The sequence below is a fragment of the Cupriavidus phytohabitans genome (assembly GCF_000426345.1).
Classification (GTDB): Bacteria; Pseudomonadota; Gammaproteobacteria; order Burkholderiales; family Burkholderiaceae; genus Cupriavidus.
Map to the genome: position 1 here is coordinate 91511 of NZ_AUFE01000006.1, position 17028 is coordinate 108538.

A 17028-nucleotide genomic window follows, 5' to 3' on the forward strand; every position below is an offset into this window, starting at 1 on the left:
CGCCGGTGCGGCGTTATTCATAGAGCGTATTCACGCTCTCTGGTGACAGCGCCTGCCGCAGCGCGCCCAGCGCTTCGTCGGACGGTACCACCTGCCACTCCTGCCCCAGCACGGCTTCGCACAACGCGGTCCGGGCCTGGTAGCCGATCCGCACTGGCAATCCCTGCGCGCCGGTGGCGCGCGCCAGGTGCGGCATCAGCAGTTCGCGCAGCATCCCGGTCGAAGAATTGCCGTTCATCGCCAGACGCACGGCCGTCGCAAACCGGATGCGTGCCGCGGTCAGGTCCATCACCGATTCCGCGGTAAAGCGCACGCCACCAGTGAAGGTATCGTGCCGCGCATTGCCGGTAGCGATCAGCAGCTCGTCCTCGCGGAACATCTGACGGTTGGCGTCGAAGACCTCGTTGAATACCGTCATCTCGACCAGCCCGGTGCCGTCGTCCAGCGTCACGATCAGCATCTTGCCGCGCTGGGTCATCTGGGTGCGGACGCCCGAGATCACGCCGGCGATGGTCTTGCCGCGCACGTCGCGGCCGAAGCCGCCACCGTTGCCCTGCACTTCCTTTTCCAGCGAGGCCAGCGTGCCCTTGTTGAAGCGGCGCACCTCATCGCGGTAGGCGTCGAACAGGTGGCCGGAGAAGTAGTAGCCGAGCGCCTGCTTTTCTTCCTGCAGCGTGCGCTTGGGACTCCAGCGCGGTTCGTCGAGCAGTTCTGGGCGGTGCGCTTCGCCGGCATCGCCCATCAGGTCGAACAGCGAGACCTGGTTGGCGGACTCGGCCTTCTGCTCGGCGGCTTCCATTGCGATCGGCACCGAAGCCAGTAGCTGGGCGCGGTTGTCGTTCAGGCTGTCGAAGGCGCCGGCGCGGATCAGGGCCTCCATGGTGCGGCGGTTGACCTGGCGGCGGTCGACGCGCTCGCAGAAGTCGAACAGGTCCTTGAACGCCCCACCCTCTTCGCGCGCGCGCAGGATGTCTTCGATCGCGCCCTGCCCGCTGCCCTTGATGCCGCCCAGGCCATAGCGGATGGTCTTGGGGTCGGTCGGCGCGAAGCGGTATTCGCTCGCGTTGACGTCCGGCGGCAGCACCGCGATCTTGTTGAGCTTGCAGTCCTCGTAGAGGATCTTGACCTTGTCAGTATCGTCCATGGCCAGCGACATGTTGGCTGCCATGAATTCGGCCGGATGGTGGGCCTTGAGCCAGGCGGTGTAGTACGCCAGCAGCGCATAGGCGGCCGCGTGCGACTTGTTGAAGCCGTAGCCCGCGAACTTCTCCATCAGGTCGAAGATGTCGTCGGCCTGCTGCGAGGAGAGGCCGTTCTTGTCGGCGCCTTCGCGGAACATGACGCGGTGCTGCGCCATTTCCTCGGGCTTTTTCTTGCCCATCGCGCGGCGCAGCAGGTCGGCGCCGCCGAGCGAGTAGCCGCCGATGATCTGCGCCATCTGCATCACCTGCTCCTGGTAGACCATGATGCCGTAGGTCTCTTTCAGGACGGGTTCGACGCGCGGATCGGGATACTCCACCTTCTCGCGGCCGTGCTTGCGCGCGCAGAAGCTGGGGATCAGGTCCATCGGGCCCGGGCGGTAGAGCGCCACCAGCGCGATGATGTCCTCGAAGCGGTCAGGCTTGGCGTCCTTCAGCATGCCCTGCATGCCGCGGCTTTCCAGCTGGAACACGGCGACCGTATTGGCGGTCTTGAGGATGTCGAAGGCGGGGCCGTCGTCGAGCGGGATATGGCTGCAGTTCCAGTCGGCCTTGCTTGGGTCCAGGCGGCGGATATAGCGCTCGGCCCAGTCCAGGATGGTGAGCGTGGTCAGGCCCAGGAAGTCGAACTTGACCAGGCCGGCGGCCTCGACGTCGTCCTTGTCGTACTGGCTGACGACGCCGCTCATGCCGTCGTTCTGCGCGCCTTGCGTGTACAGCGGGCAGAAATCGGTCAGCCTGCCGGGCGCGATCAGCACACCGCCGGCGTGCATGCCGACGTTGCGGGTCATGCCTTCGACGCGCTGCGCCAGCTCCAGCAGCTGGCGCACTTCTTCCTCGTTGTTCTCGCGCTCGGTCAGCAGCGGCTCTTCTTTCTTCGCTTCCTCGATGGTGACCAGCTTGCCGGGTTTGAACGGGATCAGCTTGGCGATGCCGTCGACAAAGCCATAGCCAAGGTCAAGCACGCGGCCGACGTCGCGCACCGCGGCCTTCGCCGCCATGGTGCCGAAGGTGGCGATCTGCGACACCGCGTCCTTGCCGTACTTCTCCTTCACGTACGTGATCACGCGATCGCGGCCGTGCTGGCAGAAGTCGATATCGAAGTCGGGCATCGAGACCCGCTCCGGGTTCAGGAAACGCTCGAACAGCAGTGCGTACTTGAGCGGATCGAGGTCGGTAATGCCCAGCGCATACGCGACCAGCGAACCGGCGCCCGAACCGCGACCCGGCCCGACCGGCACGCCGTTGTTCTTGGCCCAGTTGATAAAGTCCGCCACGATCAGGAAGTAGCCGGGGAAGCCCATCTTGATGATGGTGCCGGTCTCGAACTCCAGCCGCGCGTAGTATTCCGCGCGCTTCGCTTCGCGCACCGCATCGTCCGGGAACAGCACCGCCAGGCGCTTCTCCAGGCCGTCCTTGGCCATGAAGACGAGGTAGTCGTCCAGCGACATGCCGTCCGGCGTCGGGAACAGCGGCAGGCGCGGCTTGCCCAGCTCCAGCGTCAGGTTGCAGCGGCGCGCGATCTCGACCGCGTTCTCCAGCGCCGAGGGGATATCCGCGAACAGCGCGCACATCTCGTCCTGTGTCTTGAAGTACTGGTCGGTGGTGAAGCGCCGCGTGCGGCGCGGGTTGGCCAGCAGCTCGCCCTCGGCGATGCACACGCGCGCCTCGTGCGCGGTGTAGTCGTCCGGCGTCATGAACTGCACCGGATGCGTGGCGACCACCGGCAACTGCAGCTCGGCCGCCAGTTGCACGGCCTGCTGCACGTAGGCATCCGTGCCGGCATGGCCGGCGCGCTGCAGTTCGACATAGAAGCGCTGCGGGAACACCGATGCCCAGTGCTGCGCGGCACGGCGCGCGCCGTCGGCATTGCCGTTGGCCAGCGCCATGCCGATATCGCCGCCCATCGCGCCGGACAGCGCGATCAGGCCGGTGGCCAGCGGCATGTCGTCTTCGCCCGGCTCCAGGAACCACGACGGATCGATCTCGGCGCGGCCGCGGTACTGGTTGCCCAGCCACGCGCGCGACAGCAGCATGCACAGGTTCAGGTAGCCGCGCCGGTCCTGCACCAGCAGCAGCAGGCGCGCGGGCTTGTCGCGGTCTTCGGCATTGGTCAGCCAGACATCGGCCCCGACCACCGGCTTCACGCCCTTGCCGCGCGCTTCCTTGTAATAGCGGATCAGCCCGAAGGCGTTGGCAAGATCCGTCAGGGCGAGCGCACCCATGCCATCGGCGGCGGCGGCCTTGACGGCGTCGTCGAGGCGGACGATGCCGTCCACGACGGAGTATTCGGAATGCAGGCGGAGGTGGACGAAGCGGGGTGCGGACATGGGCGACATTGTACCGGCTCGGCTCGCCTGCCGGCCTCCAATATCGCGTGCAGGCGATGCGTGCCGGCCGCTGCGCAAAGCTGATCGGGGTGCTTGGGAATGCGCGGCAGAAGCGCCTGCGCGCGTTATAATTTCGCCTTTCCTATCAGGCAGTTATCGCAAGCCGCCAAGCCCTTCCCGCCCTTCCGGGCGCGGACGTGCAGGCGCCGTCCCCCATGCAGATCGTCAATATCTCCGCTTACAAATTCGTCTCGCTGGACGACATCGAGACCCTGCGCCCGGCCATGCGCGAGCGCTGTGAGGCGGCCGGCCTGAAAGGCACGATTCTGCTCGCGCCCGAGGGCATCAACATGTTCCTCGCCGGCCCGCGCGCAGCCATCGACGGCTTCATGGCGTGGCTGCATGCCGATGCGCGCTTCGCCGATATCGCGCCCAAGGAAAGCCTGTCGGAGAACCAGCCCTTCAAGCGCATGCTGGTGCGCGCCAAGAAGGAAATCATCACCATGAAGATGCCGCTGATCCGCCCCGAAAATGGCCGCGCACCGTCGGTGCGGCCGGTGGACGTGAAGCGCTGGCTGGACCAGGGGCATGACGATGAAGGCCGCCCGGTGGTGATGCTCGATACGCGCAATGACTTCGAAGTGGCGGTCGGCACGTTCGAAGACGCCGTCGAGTACGACATCGCCAAGTTCAGCGAATTTCCCGAGGCTGTCGCCGCGCACAAGGCGGAGCTGGAAGGCAAGACCGTGGTGTCGTTCTGCACCGGCGGCATCCGCTGCGAGAAGGCGGCGATCCACATGCAGGAAGTCGGTGTCGAGCGCGTCTACCAGCTCGAGGGTGGCATCCTCAAGTACTTCGAGGAAGTGGGCGGCAGCCACTATCGCGGTGATTGCTTCGTCTTCGACTACCGCACCGCGCTGAACCCGAACCTGGAGCCCGCCGGGCCCAAGCAGTGCTTTGCCTGCCGTGCCGTGGTCACGCCGGAAGAACAACAGAGCCCGCACTACGTGATTGGCAAGAGCTGCCCGCACTGCATCGAGACAAAGCAGGCGGCAGCCTGAGAGAGGTCCAAGGCGGCAGCTCAGGCCGCCAGCAGGTGGTAGAGATTACGCAGCATGCCCGCGGTGGCGCCCCAGATAAAGCGGTGGCCGCCGTCATCGCGCGGATAAGGCATGGCGTAGAACAGGCGCTCACCATCGACCCAGCGGAACAGGCGCCGCTCATGGTGTGACGGGTTCATCAGGAAGGCAAGCGGCACCTCGAAGACATCGGCCACTTCCGAGGCATCCGGACGCAGCGTGAAACCATCGCGCACCAGGCCGACCACCGGGCTGACGTGAAATCCCGTGCCGGTAATGTAGTCAGGCAGCGCGCCCAGCACTTCCACGTAGTCGCGCGCCAGGCCCACCTCCTCTTCCGTTTCGCGTAGCGCCGTATCGATGCGGTTCGTGTCCCACTGCTCTTGCCTGCCGCCGGGGAAGCTGATCTGCCCCGCATGCGCACTCAGGTTGGCGTTGCGCTCGGTCAGCAGCACGGTCAGGCCGTCGCGACGCTCCACCAGCGGCACCAGCACGGCGGCATCGCGCAGTCCGCGGCTGCGGTCGTAGACGCGCGATTCGTCGGTCAGCTCCGGCGCCCAGGCGGGCGGCAACTCGAAGCGGTGCCGGATGAAGTCGACCTGCAAGCGCGGCTCGGTCAATGGCGCATTGCGCAAGTCGGTGTCGACGACGGGAAGGGATTCGGGATCGAAGGCGGGACGCATAACAAGTGCAAGTATGACAGAAGCTCGCAATTCGGCGCCGCAGCAAAATCGGGCCGTTGCCCGTACGCCAATGCAAAAAGGGCACCCATGAGGTGCCCTTCCTGAGGAAACGCTGGCCGGGTCGCCCCGACCGGCGGGTCCGGCTTACTCCGCAGCCTTGGCAGCGGCGGAAGCCTTCGACACCAGCTTTTCCTTGATACGTGCGGACTTGCCCGAACGCTGGCGCAGGTAGTACAGCTTCGCGCGACGCACGTCGCCGCGACGCTTCACTTCGATGGCAGCGATCAGCGGCGAGTACAGCTGGAACGTACGCTCCACGCCTTCACCCGACGAGATCTTGCGCACGATAAAGGACGAGTTCAGGCCGCGGTTACGCTTGGCGATCACCACGCCTTCGTAGGCCTGCACGCGCTTGCGGGTACCTTCCACCACGTTCACGCTGACGATCACGGTGTCGCCGGGTGCGAATGCGGGGATGGTCTTGTTCGCGGTCAGACGCGCGATCTCTTCCTTCTCGATCTGCTCGATGAGGTTCATCGTTTTTTCTCCGTAACCATCGTGCCGGCGTTGTATGCCCCAGGATGTCCCGGGCCCCGGCAGAGGATGGGGTTTTACCTGGCGGGAGTTGCCTACCGCCCTTCCTTCGCCGCCCATTCCAACAAGAATTTCTCGTCGGCGCGGGACAGCAAACCTTGTTCGCGAGCCGCCTCGATCAAATCGGGACGCTTTCTCGCGGTATTGGCCAGCGCCTGCTGGCGCCGCCATTTCTCGATCTCGGCGTGATGGCCCCCGAGCAGGATCTCGGGCACCCGCACGCCTTCATATTCTTCCGGCCGCGTGTAGTGCGGACAATCCAGCAGGCCGTTGACGAAGCTGTCCTGCACCGCGGACTGCGCGTCGCCCAGCACGCCGGGCAGGTGGCGCACCACCGCGTCGATCAGCGCCATCGCCGGCAGTTCGCCGCCTGACAGCACGAAGTCGCCGAGGCTGATTTCCTCGTCCACGCGGCGGTCGATCAGCCGCTGGTCGATGGCCTCATAGCGGCCGCACAGCAGGACCAGGCCAGGCCGTTCTGCCAACTCCATCACCTTGGCGTGCGACAGCGCCTTGCCTTGCGGCGACATCAGCACCACGTGCGGCCGCGGCACGCCGGCCTGCGCCTGCGCTGCCACCGCGGCATCGATCGCATCGTCCAGCGGCTTGGCCAGCATCACCATGCCAGGGCCACCGCCATAGGGGCGATCGTCGATGGTGCGGTAGTTGTCCACCGTGAAATCGCGTGGATTCCAGCTGCGCAACGCATACCGCTGTTGCTTGGCTGCCCGGCTGGTAATGCCCCAGTCGGTCAGCGCACGAAACATCTCGGGAAACAGCGTGATCACATCGAACTGCATCCGCTCTCCCCCTCCTGGGCACAAGCCGGGCTCGGTGCCAGGGTCAGTAATCGAGCCCCCAGTCCACCACGATGCGCTTGCCGGCCGTATCGACCGTGCGCAGGAACGCATCGACAAACGGGATCAGCCGTTCACCGGCCTTGCCGTCAGGCAGCGCGTACGCGACCTGCAGGATCTGGTGGGCACCGTTGTCGATCAGGCCGGACACTTCGCCCAGCAACTCGCCTTGCTCGTTGCTGACGCTGCAGCCGATCAGGTCGACCCAGTAAAACTCATCGTCTTCCGGCGCCGGAAAATCCGCGCGCCGGATCCACACGCGACGGCCCCGGAGCGCTTCCGCAAGATTGCGGTCGGCCACGCCGGCAGCATTCGCCACCACCGTGCCGCTGTGCTCGCGCGACTGCGCGATCTTCACGCAGACCGGCTGGGCATGCTGCGCACCGGCCGCCACCAGCCCCGCCTGCGGCGGCGCCAGCAACCACCAGCGACGCGCATGCAGCAGGGCGGACGCGTCATTGGCATGCGGCTGGACCTTGATCCAGCCACGGATACCGTAGGCCGCGCCGACATAGCCGACTTCCACCAGGTCTTCCGGCAGGGCGTCGGCATACAGCAGCGCCGCGGGCATCTTGAGGGCCTTGGGGGCCTCACCCTGCTGGCCCTGCGGCCGGTTCAGCGGCCGCTGCTTGCGTTCAGTCACGTGCGCAACGAAGAACGTGCCCTTGCGGGCACGCTATAGTGTTCGCTCAGTCCGATGGACCAGCGGCAATCAGGCAGCAGCCTTGGCGCCTTGCTTGACCAGGCGGGCAACGGTCGGCGACAGCTGGGCGCCAACGCCTTGCCAGTAGGCCAGGCGGTCTTGCGCCAGGCGCAGGCCTTCTTCGCCTTCCGATGCCAGCGGGTTGTAGAAGCCAACGCGCTCGATGAAACGGCCATCGCGACGGTTGCGCGAGTCGGTAGCGACGATGTTGAAGAACGGGCGCTTCTTGCTGCCGCCGCGAGCCAGACGGATAACGACCATGGGATGATTCCTCAGAAAACGGGTGTCCGGGTGTTCAAACGAACACGAAACACAAGAGTATAGCCCAGTTTCCGAGGCCAAACAAACACTTAGGTGATTGACGTGCCGGGGCCGTGCGGGCATCGTGGCAAAAAACGCGACAGGAGGCCCGACATGCGCCCGCACCTGCACTTCTTGCTTCGTACCATACGGCAATCCGCCCTGCTTGGCATGGTCCTGCTGGCGGGCAGCGCGGCGGCGGCCCTGCCGCTCGAGCAGATCAAGCTGCCCGCTGGTTTCCGCATCGACGTGTTGACGCAGGACGTGCCGGGTGCACGCGCCATGACGCTGTCACCGGCGGGCACACTGTACGTCGGCACGCTCCGGGAGGGCAAAGTCTATGCGGTGACCGACGCGCTCGGCGCCAAACCGCGCGTGCGGACCGTCGCCAGCGGCCTGCGCATGCCGGCGGGGGTGGCCTTGCGCGATGGCAGCCTGTATGCCTCGTCGGTGTCCAGGATCGTGCGCCTCGACAACATCGAAGCCCGCCTGGACAACCCGCCAGAACCGGTGGTGGTAAGCGACCGCTTTCCCACCGACACGCACCATGGCTGGAAATTCATCGCCTTCGGGCCGGACGGATACCTGTATGTCCCGGTCGGCGCGCCCTGCAACATCTGCGCGAAGGACGAGAACCGCTACGCCAACATCATGAAGATGAAGCCCGACGGCAGCGACCTGCAGGTGGTAGCCCGGGGCGTGCGCAATACCGTCGGCTTCGACTGGCACCCGGCCACGCGCGAGCTGTGGTTCACCGACAACGGCCGCGACCGCATGGGCGACGACGTGCCGGACGACGAGCTGAACCGCGCCACCGCCGCCAACCAGCATTTCGGATATCCGTACTGCCATGCCGGCAACGTCGCCGACCCCGAGTACGGCAGCCAGCGCAAGTGTTCGGAGTTCGTCGGCCCGGTGGCACGGCTGGGGGCGCATGTGGCCGCGCTCGGCATGCGCTTCTACACCGGCAACCAGTTCCCGCCGGCTTACCGCAACAACGTGTTCATCGCCGAACACGGCAGCTGGGACCGCAGCGAGCCGTCCGGCTACCGCGTAGTGCGCGTGGTGCTGGACGAGTCCGGCAAGGCAGTCCGGCAGGAAGTGTTTGCCCAGGGATGGCTGCGCGGCAGGCCCTGGGGACGCCCGGCCGACGTGCTGGTCGCCCCTGACGGCTCGCTGCTGGTCAGTGACGACCTGGCCGGCGCGATCTACCGGATCCGCTACGCGCCGTAGGCTGGAGACGACCCGAGCAAGGCCCGCAAAGCCGCGGAAACACGAGGAACGGCAAGGGCTGTGCGTCCGAAACAATCCGTTACACCGGTAACGCGCTTGGCATAGCGCGACCCGATGGCCCATGCGTACCATGAACCCATCTTCCAACAGCAACTTAGCGCGACAGGAACCTGGGAATCCGCATGCTCACCCGCTCTCTCCTGCGCGACCTGGTGGCTGGCATCCTGGTGGCCTCGGGCCTGGTCGGCGCGGTAGCCGCCAGTCATGCCCAGGTCGCATTCTGGCAACAAAGCCGTGCTGATGCCCGGCCGGTGCGGCTGCAGGCCGGCGACGGCTGGCAGGTCGCCAGCGTGCGCGCCGAAAGCCGCGATCACGTACAGGCCCAAATCGACCGCATGGAAGCCCGTGCCCGCGCCGACGACCGCCTGAACGGCCGCCGCGCCGCCGCCGCCATGCAAGGCGCTCGCGACGACAACCGCGCGCGTGCCCAGGATCAGCGCGGCAACGCTCCCGACGCCCGCAACGACTCGCGCCCCGGCAACGTGGGCCCCGGCTGGCAGGCACGCGGCCGCGACAACGGCGCACGCTGATTCGCCTTGTGGCCGGCGTTCGTGCAACGCCGGCACCCTGTGGAACTCGCTGCGGAACTCGCCTCGCGCTCCGACTGTCTGTATCTGAGTGTGTGCCCCGCTTTCCGGGTGCCGCACACAGGCTGCCGCCCGGCGCTGCCCGGGGCTCACAGCGTGCCGTCCAGTGCAGACGGCAATCGAACTGACCTGCCTCTGCCCGACACCTCCTGTCGGACCCGATCACGACAGCTCGGGCGCAGCCTCCAGAATGACAATAATTCTGTGAGGTTTGTCATGTCACCCCTGCTTAGCGACCTGGCCGAACACGTTGGCCAGTTATCGCTGTCTATCCTGTTCATGGGTATCCTTACCCTGGTCCTTTACGGCGAAACGCATATCAGCGAACGCGCCGCCACCTTTATCAAGAGCCTGCTCGCGGGCGGCTGGCATTAGCGTCGCTCCACGCGTCGGCTGATGCACCTCTCACCTCCCTGGCCGTGACCGTCGGCGTACAATGACTGCCGGCTGGCACGCGCGTGCCGCCGTTTTACCTGAACTGCCACGCACGCCCCCAACGCCATGCCTGCCGCCACGCCAGCCAGTCCCGCAACCACTCGCACCGCCGCCCCGCTTCGCGGCAAGTCCAAGCTGCTGACCGTCGCGCTGGCGTTCCTGCTCGGCAGCCTTGGGGCGCACCGCTTTTACCTGGGCGGTCTACGCGACGTGTACGGCTGGGCTCACCTGCTGGGGTTGCTGGCCGGCGCCATCGGTATTGCCTCGATGGCGGCTGACGCCGGGACACCCGCGCTCAACTGGACGTTCGCCGTTGCCGGCGGGGTTTCGGTCATCAGCGCCTTCCTGTCCGCGATCGTCTATGGCCTGCGCCCGGACGACAAGTGGGATGCGCGCTTCAACCCCCATGGCCGGCCCACGCGCTCCGGCTGGCCGGTCGTGATCCTGGTGATCCTGTCGCTGCTGATCGGTACCGGCCTGCTGATGGCGGGGCTGGCAATCAGTTTCCAGACCTTCTTCGAATCGCAGGTCGAGGCGGCGCGCGAGCTGTCGCAATAGCCGCGGCGGCGGCGTCATGCCGCGCTATTGGGGTTGGCACAAGCATCGACGCAAGCGCTAAGCGCAGCCGGCATTTGCGCGAGGTCAATGCGGGCGCAATCGGCAATTCCCCTTTCTCGCAAATCGCCCATACTGGAAACACCGTCCGATCCTGGCGGCGACATGCGCGGTGGAGCGTGGCTCTGGCGGCGCAAAGGAGCACCAATCGACATGCCAACGTATGACGAAGGACGCCTGGCTGCCATTGCCGTCAGGCTGGCGCTGTCCTCTGGACTGCCGCCATCGAGCGCGAAGGCCGCGCTGGACCTGGCCAGCCGCATGATCGGCGACCAGCAGGCCACAGAAGCCGCTCAGAACAAGGAGCCTTGCGGATCGTCCTTGCCGCGTGGGCCCGCGGGTGGCCGGAACCGCGAAGTATCCAGTTCGAACCGGTTATAGCGGAAGCCGAGCCGGTCGGCGGCCTTGTAGAAGCGCTGGCGCAACAAGTCCGCCCACACGCCCGTGCCCCGCATGCGCGTGGCAAAGCTGGCATCGTAGGCTTTGCCTTCGCGCATGTCGCGAACGCGGTTCATGACCCGTTCGGCGCGGTCGGGGAAATGCGCCAGCAGCCACTCCTCAAACAGTGGCCGCACCTCCCATGGCAGCCGCAGCACGATGTAGTTCGCATAAACGGCGCCCGCCTCGCGCGCCGCTTCCAGCACACGCTCAAGGTCAGGCTCGGTAACGAACGGGATCACCGGGGCAATGCTCACGCCCACCGGGATGCCGGCGTCGGTCAGCGTACGGATCGTACGCAGGCGCCGTGACGGCGTGGCAGCACGCGGCTCGAGCGTGCGCGCGATGTCCGAGTCCAGCGTGGTAATGGTCACGGCAGCCACCGCGAGCCGTTTGGCGGCCATCGGCGCCAGCAGGTCGATATCCCGCTCGATCAGTGAAGACTTGGTGATCAGCGCGACCGGATGGTCGTGCTCGCTCAGCATCTCGAGGATGCCGCGGGTGATGCGCTGCTCGCGCTCGATCGGCTGGTAGGCGTCGGTGTTGACGCCCAGTGCAATGGTCTCGCAGCGGTATGAAGGGCGAGCCAGGGCCTCGCGCAGCTTCTCGGCCGCGTTGGCCTTGGCGAACAGCCGGGTTTCGAAGTCGAGCCCCGGCGACAGGTCAAGATAGGCGTGCGTGGGCCGCGCAAAACAGTAGATGCAGCCGTGCTCGCAGCCGCGATACGGGTTCAGCGAGACGTCGAACGGGATATCCGGCGACGCGTTGCGCGTCAGGATCGAACGCGCACGTTCAATGCGCACCTGCGTGCGCAGCGGCGGCAATGGCGCTTCCGGCGCCGGCGCGGCGGATGGCTCGTCCAGGGCCGGAGCACCCCAACCGTCGTCGAAGGCCTCGCGCTGGTCTCGCTCGAAACGCCCCTGCAGGTTGCTGACCGCCCCGCGTCCCTTGCGTGCGACGGGCGGCCGCGGGCCCGCCTGCGTATCGGCGCCGGTGGCCGTGTCTTTGGGAGAATTGGTGGGGCGCTTCATAGTTGCCGGCATGGTTCGCCTGGCCTCTGTGGTCAGGTCGGCTGGCTCCTGTCCTCGACCGGGATTGCCAGGGTTTCCTTGATTTCTTCCATTACGACATAGCTTTTCGACTGCGCGGCGCCGGGGAGCTGCAACAGGATGTCGCCCAGCAGCCGCCGGTATTCCCCGATCTCGCGGATGCGCGCCTTGATCAGGTAGTCGAAATCGCCCGACACGAGGTGACATTCCAGCACTTCCGGGATGCGCAGCACCTCGCGCCGGAACTGCTCGAACATATTGCCCGACTTATTGCCGAGCGAAATCTCCACGAACACCAGCAGCGCACTGCCCAGCAAGGTCGGGTTCAAGCGCGCGTAGTAACCCATGATGACACCATCGCGCTCCAGGCGCTTGACCCGCTCGATGCAGGGCGTGATGGTCAGGCCGACCGCTTCCGCCAGATCTTTCATCGAGATCCTGCCGTCGGCCTGCAGCAACGTCAGGATCCTGCGGTCGAGCCGGTCAAGGCTGCGTACGGGCTGGCGACTCGTTCTCATGAGTTTTTCCTGTTTTACTGAGAAATTCGGTAACTATGACTGGATTGTATTCAATAGTATAGAGACAAATCCTTCATCAACTTGACATCGTAGTTGGGAGCCCCCGAAATGCGCGTTCTCGTACTTGGCAGTGGCGTAATTGGCGTCACCAGTGCGTGGTACCTGGCCAAGGCCGGTCACGAAGTGACCGTTGTCGATCGCGAGGCGGGACCCGCGCTTGGCACCAGCTTTGCCAATGCGGGGCAGATCTCCCCGGGCTATGCGTCGCCGTGGGCGGCGCCCGGCGTCCCGCTGAAGGCGATCAAGTGGATGTTCCAGGAGCACGCTCCGCTGTCCATCCGTCCGGACGGCACGCTGTTCCAGCTGCAGTGGATGTGGCAGATGCTGCTGAACTGCAGCGCCGAGCGCTATGCCGTGAACAAGGAGCGCATGGTGCGGCTGGCCGAGTACAGCCGCAACTGCATCCGCGCGTTGCGTGCGGAAACCGGGATCGCATATGAAGGCCGCCAGCAAGGCACGCTGCAGGTGTTCCGCACCGACGAGCAGCTGCAAAGCGCGGCCAAGGACATCGCCGTACTGGAAGAAGCCGGCGTGCCCTACCAGTTGCTTTCGCGCGAAGAACTCGCCGCGAGCGAACCGGCGCTGGCCGCCGTCAGCCACAAGCTGAGCGGCGGCCTGCGCCTTCCCAATGATGAAACCGGCGACTGCCAGTTGTTCACGACACGGCTTTCGCAGATGGCCGAGATGCTTGGCGTCAGGTTCCTCTACAACCGCTCGATCGACAGCCTGATGACGCAGGGCGATGCCGTCACCGGCGCCATGGTCAACGGCGAGCCGATCCCCGCCGACCTGGTGGTGGTGGCGCTGGGCAGCTGGTCGACGCAGCTGGTGAAGCCGTTCCTGTCGGGCATGTCCAACCTGCCGGTGTACCCGCTCAAGGGATTCTCGATCACGGTGCCGCTCAGCGACGCCTCGCGCAGCCCGGTGTCGACGGTGCTCGATGAAACCTACAAGGTCGCCATCACCCGCTTCGACGATCGCATCCGCGTCGGCGGCATGGCGCAGATCGTTGGTTATGACAGCGGCCTCGATCCGGCCAAGCGACGCACGCTCGAACACGTGGTCACCGACCTGTTCCCCGGCGCCGGCGATGTCAGCCAGGCCACCTTCTGGACCGGCCTGCGCCCGATGACGCCGGACGGCACGCCGATCGTCGGCCCGACGCAGGTACGCGGCCTGTGGCTGAACACCGGGCACGGCACGCTGGGCTGGACCATGGCCTGCGGCTCCGGCAAGCTGCTGTCGGACCTGGTTTCCGGGACTTCGCCGGCGATCCGTGCCGATGACCTGTCGGTGGGCCGCTATTTCAAGCCCACGCGCCATCACGTGGCGCCGCGGCCAGCGCATGCCTGACAACGCCGGCACGTAGGCAACGCAAGGGCGGCCCCGCAGGCCGCCCTTTTTGTTTGGCCGAGATCACGGACCTCCACAGCGGTGGCCAGACGCAAAAAAGCCGTTCGCGGGAAACCCCGGGAACGGCTCCTTTTGCGAACATTGCCGGGCGTCACAGCCCCGGCAAGCTGATGGCATCAGCCCAGCGCGGCCACCAGCTCCGGCACCACGGTGTTCAGGTCACCCACCAGGCCATAGTCGGCCACGGAGAAGATCGGGGCTTCGGCATCCTTGTTGATCGCGACGATCACCTTGGAGTCCTTCATGCCGGCCAGGTGCTGGATCGCGCCGGAGATACCGACGGCGATGTACAGCTGCGGCGCGACAATCTTGCCGGTCTGGCCGACCTGGTAGTCGTTCGGCACGAAGCCTGCGTCCACTGCGGCGCGCGAAGCACCCAGCGCGGCGCCCAGCTTGTCAGCCAGCGGCGTCAGCACCTTGGTGTAGTTCTCGCCCGAACCCACGCCACGGCCACCCGAGACGATGATCTTGGCAGCGGTCAGTTCCGGACGGTCGCTCTTGGCCACTTCGCGCGAAACGAATTGCGAAACGCCCGCATCGGCCACGGCCGGCAGGGTTTCGACGGCGGCCGAGCCACCTTCGGCGGCGGCGGCGTCAAACGCGGTGCCGCGCACGGTGATCACCTTGATCTTGTCTTCCGACTTGACCGTGGCGATGGCGTTGCCGGCGTAGATCGGGCGCTCGAAGGTGTCCGGGGCGTCGACCTTGGAGATTTCCGAGATCTGGGCCACGTCCAGCTTGGCGGCCACGCGCGGCAGGATGTTCTTGCCGTACGGGGTGGCCGGGGCCAGGATGTGCGAGTAATCGTTGGCGATGGCCAGCGCCTGCTCGGCCACGTTCTCGGCCAGGCCGTCGCCAAAGTAGGCGGCGTCGGCCAGCAGGACCTTGGTCACGCCGGCGATCTTGGCGGCGGCGTCGGCCGCGGCCTTGGCGTTGGAACCGGCCACCAGCACGTGCACGTCGCCGCCGCATTGGGCTGCGGCGGTCACGGTGTTCAGCGTGGCGCCCTTGATCGATTGATTGTCGTGTTCAGCAATGACGAGTGCAGTCATGTTCTATCTCCCCCGCGCTCAGATAACCTTGGCTTCGTTCTTCAGCTTCTGCACCAGCGTCGCGACGTCCGGCACCATCACACCGGCGCTGCGCTTGGCAGGCTCGACCACCTTCAGGGTCGACAGGCGCGGCTTCACGTCGACGCCGAGGTCTTCCGGCTTGACGGTATCCAGCGGCTTCTTCTTGGCCTTCATGATGTTCGGCAGCGTGACGTAGCGCGGCTCGTTCAGGCGCAGGTCGGTCGTCACCACGGCCGGCAGCTTCAGCGACAGCGTTTCCAGGCCGCCGTCGACTTCACGGGTCACCGATGCCTTGCCATCGGCCACCACCACCTTCGAGGCGAACGTGGCTTGCGGCAGGCCGGCCAGCGCGGCCACCATCTGGCCGGTCTGGTTCGAGTCATCGTCGATGGCCTGCTTGCCCAGGATCACCAGCTGCGGCTGCTCCTTGTCGATCAGCGCCTTCAGCAGCTTGGCCACGGCCAGCGGTTGCAGGTCTTCGTTCGACTCCACCAGGATGCCGCGGTCGGCACCAATGGCCATCGCGGTGCGCAGGGTTTCCTGGCACTGCGTGACACCGCACGAGACGGCCACGACTTCGGTGACGACGCCGGCTTCCTTCAGGCGCACGGCCTCTTCCACGGCGATTTCGTCGAACGGGTTCATGCTCATCTTGACGTTGGCCAGATCGACGCCCGTGCCATCCGCCTTGACGCGGACCTTGACGTTGTAATCCACCACCCGCTTGACTGCGACGAGTACTTTCATGCGCTCACTCCACTGATAGCTGATAGTCAGAAATTTTGTTCGCTCGTCATTATAACCACCGGGTTGGCGGCTCTCCTGTTTTTCGAACGATCGTACTATTTTATCGGCAAAATGATGCCGGGCATAGCCCGGCAATCACCAGCCGTCCGGAGATTGTGCCGCAAACCCAGGCCTGCGGGGATCGTCTGATTGGATGAACCCCGCAAAGTGACCAAGGCTTTACAACGCTTACCAGGCCGTGATGACCGATTCCTTGAACGTCGAAGTGACGTATTGCTTGATTTCCGGCGAGTGGTACGCCTTCACCAGCTTGGCCACCCACGGCTTGCTCTTGTCGGCCTCGCGGATCGCGATCAGGTTGGCGTACGGGCCTTTCGGGCCTTCCATGGCGATCGCATCCTTGGTCGGCGACAGGCCGGCCGATTCCGCGTAGTTGCCGTTGATCGCGGCCGCATCCAGGTCATCCAGCGAGCGCGGCAGCTGCGCGGCGTCCAGCTCGACGATGCGGATCTTCTTCGGGTTCTCGGCGATGTCCAGCGGGGTCGCCTTCAGGCCGGCGTTGGGCTTGAGCTTGATCACGCCCTTGCTCTGCAGCAGCAGCAGGCCGCGGCCGCCGTTGGTCGGATCGTTGGGCACGCCCACGCGCGCGCCCTGCTTGAGCTGGTCGAGCGACTTGATCTTCTTGGAGTAGACGCCCATCGGGAAGGTCACGGTGTAGGCGATGTGCGCGAACTTGTAGCCGCGGTCCTTGATCTGGGCTTCCAGGTAAGGCAGGTGCTGGTAGCTGTTGGCATCCAGGTCGCCGGCGGCCAGCGCGGCGTTGGGCTGGATGTAGTCGCTGAACTCGACCACCTGGATATTCAGGCCGTCCTTGGCGGCGACCTTCTTCACCTGTTCCATGATCTGGGCGTGCGGTCCGCCGGTCACGCCGATCTTGATCGGCTTTTCCTGGGCGATCGCGCCGGTGGCCAGCGAGGCGCCGAGCGCGGCGCCGAGAATCCATTGCAGCAGGTTGCGACGTTGCATGATGTACGTACCTATCTCTAAGAGTCGTT

General features: G+C 65.7%; 17 protein-coding genes. 6 read left to right on the forward strand and 11 right to left on the reverse strand.

The window, feature by feature from the left end; all coding sequences use genetic code 11:
• Positions 1-13: 13 nt before the first annotated feature.
• Positions 14-3529 (reverse strand): DNA polymerase III subunit alpha, encoded by a 3516-nt coding sequence (dnaE, locus tag K309_RS0106590; protein ID WP_029045680.1) that lies wholly within the window; start codon positions 3527-3529, stop codon positions 14-16.
• A gap of 215 nt (positions 3530-3744) precedes the next feature.
• Here dnaE and K309_RS0106600 point away from each other — a divergent pair, with 215 nt between their 5' ends.
• Complete coding sequence (locus K309_RS0106600) at positions 3745-4590, forward strand: sulfurtransferase (protein ID WP_029045681.1); 846 nt, start codon at positions 3745-3747, stop codon at positions 4588-4590.
• Positions 4591-4610: 20 nt separating this feature from the next.
• Here the strand turns inward: K309_RS0106600 and K309_RS0106605 are convergent, their stop codons facing one another.
• The 5 genes from K309_RS0106605 to rpsP all read right to left on the reverse strand — a co-directional run bounded on the left by K309_RS0106605 (position 4611) and on the right by rpsP (position 7706).
• Positions 4611-5291: a CoA pyrophosphatase gene (locus K309_RS0106605; RefSeq protein ID WP_029045682.1), complete on the reverse strand. Its 681-nt coding sequence runs from the start codon at positions 5289-5291 to the stop codon at positions 4611-4613.
• Positions 5292-5435: 144 nt separating this feature from the next.
• A complete protein-coding gene (gene rplS, locus K309_RS0106610; RefSeq protein WP_029045683.1) occupies positions 5436-5828 on the reverse strand; it encodes a 50S ribosomal protein L19 in 393 nt (130 codons plus the stop codon).
• Between the two features lie 92 nt (positions 5829-5920).
• Entirely contained in the window at positions 5921-6685 is a 765-nt protein-coding gene (trmD, locus tag K309_RS0106615) for a tRNA (guanosine(37)-N1)-methyltransferase TrmD (protein ID WP_029045684.1), read from the reverse strand.
• Between the two features lie 43 nt (positions 6686-6728).
• Positions 6729-7313 carry a ribosome maturation factor RimM gene (gene rimM, locus K309_RS0106620; protein WP_232232324.1) on the reverse strand — a complete coding sequence of 195 codons (585 nt, stop codon included), beginning with the start codon at positions 7311-7313 and terminating at the stop codon, positions 6729-6731.
• A gap of 141 nt (positions 7314-7454) precedes the next feature.
• Complete coding sequence (gene rpsP / locus K309_RS0106625; protein ID WP_029045686.1) at positions 7455-7706, reverse strand: 30S ribosomal protein S16; 252 nt, start codon at positions 7704-7706, stop codon at positions 7455-7457.
• A 153-nt stretch (positions 7707-7859) separates the two neighbouring features.
• Here rpsP and K309_RS0106630 point away from each other — a divergent pair, with 153 nt between their 5' ends.
• The 4 genes from K309_RS0106630 (at position 7860) to K309_RS0106645 (ending at position 10618) form a co-directional block, all read left to right on the forward strand.
• A complete protein-coding gene (locus K309_RS0106630) occupies positions 7860-8978 on the forward strand; it encodes a PQQ-dependent sugar dehydrogenase (protein ID WP_029045687.1) in 1119 nt (372 codons plus the stop codon).
• Positions 8979-9160: 182 nt separating this feature from the next.
• Positions 9161-9568: a hypothetical protein gene (locus K309_RS0106635; protein ID WP_029045688.1), complete on the forward strand. Its 408-nt coding sequence runs from the start codon at positions 9161-9163 to the stop codon at positions 9566-9568.
• A gap of 273 nt (positions 9569-9841) precedes the next feature.
• Positions 9842-10000: a hypothetical protein gene (locus K309_RS42395; RefSeq protein ID WP_198030793.1), complete on the forward strand. Its 159-nt coding sequence runs from the start codon at positions 9842-9844 to the stop codon at positions 9998-10000.
• Between the two features lie 126 nt (positions 10001-10126).
• Positions 10127-10618 (forward strand): TM2 domain-containing protein, encoded by a 492-nt coding sequence (locus K309_RS0106645; RefSeq protein WP_029045689.1) that lies wholly within the window; start codon positions 10127-10129, stop codon positions 10616-10618.
• Positions 10619-10968: 350 nt separating this feature from the next.
• On the opposite strand, the gene K309_RS0106650 is transcribed toward K309_RS0106645, so the two are convergent.
• Together K309_RS0106650 and K309_RS0106655 are read right to left on the reverse strand one after the other, a co-directional pair.
• On the reverse strand, positions 10969-12144 hold the full coding sequence (locus tag K309_RS0106650) for a PA0069 family radical SAM protein (protein WP_156914315.1): 1176 nt from the start codon (positions 12142-12144) through the stop codon (positions 10969-10971).
• A gap of 32 nt (positions 12145-12176) precedes the next feature.
• Entirely contained in the window at positions 12177-12680 is a 504-nt protein-coding gene (locus tag K309_RS0106655; RefSeq protein WP_029045691.1) for an Lrp/AsnC ligand binding domain-containing protein, read from the reverse strand.
• Positions 12681-12788: 108 nt separating this feature from the next.
• On the opposite strand from K309_RS0106655, the gene K309_RS0106660 reads away from it, so the two are divergent.
• Positions 12789-14093, forward strand: a complete 1305-nt coding sequence (locus tag K309_RS0106660; protein ID WP_029045692.1) for a D-amino acid dehydrogenase — start codon at positions 12789-12791, stop codon at positions 14091-14093.
• Positions 14094-14269: 176 nt separating this feature from the next.
• Here K309_RS0106660 and K309_RS0106665 read toward each other — a convergent pair whose 3' ends face one another.
• The 3 genes from K309_RS0106665 to K309_RS0106675 all read right to left on the reverse strand — a co-directional run bounded on the left by K309_RS0106665 (position 14270) and on the right by K309_RS0106675 (position 16999).
• Complete coding sequence (locus K309_RS0106665; RefSeq protein ID WP_029045693.1) at positions 14270-15205, reverse strand: electron transfer flavoprotein subunit alpha/FixB family protein; 936 nt, start codon at positions 15203-15205, stop codon at positions 14270-14272.
• Between the two features lie 18 nt (positions 15206-15223).
• On the reverse strand, positions 15224-15973 hold the full coding sequence (locus K309_RS0106670; RefSeq protein WP_029045694.1) for an electron transfer flavoprotein subunit beta/FixA family protein: 750 nt from the start codon (positions 15971-15973) through the stop codon (positions 15224-15226).
• 228 nt (positions 15974-16201) lie between these two features.
• A complete protein-coding gene (locus K309_RS0106675; protein ID WP_029045695.1) occupies positions 16202-16999 on the reverse strand; it encodes a MetQ/NlpA family ABC transporter substrate-binding protein in 798 nt (265 codons plus the stop codon).
• Positions 17000-17028: the final 29 nt, after the last annotated feature.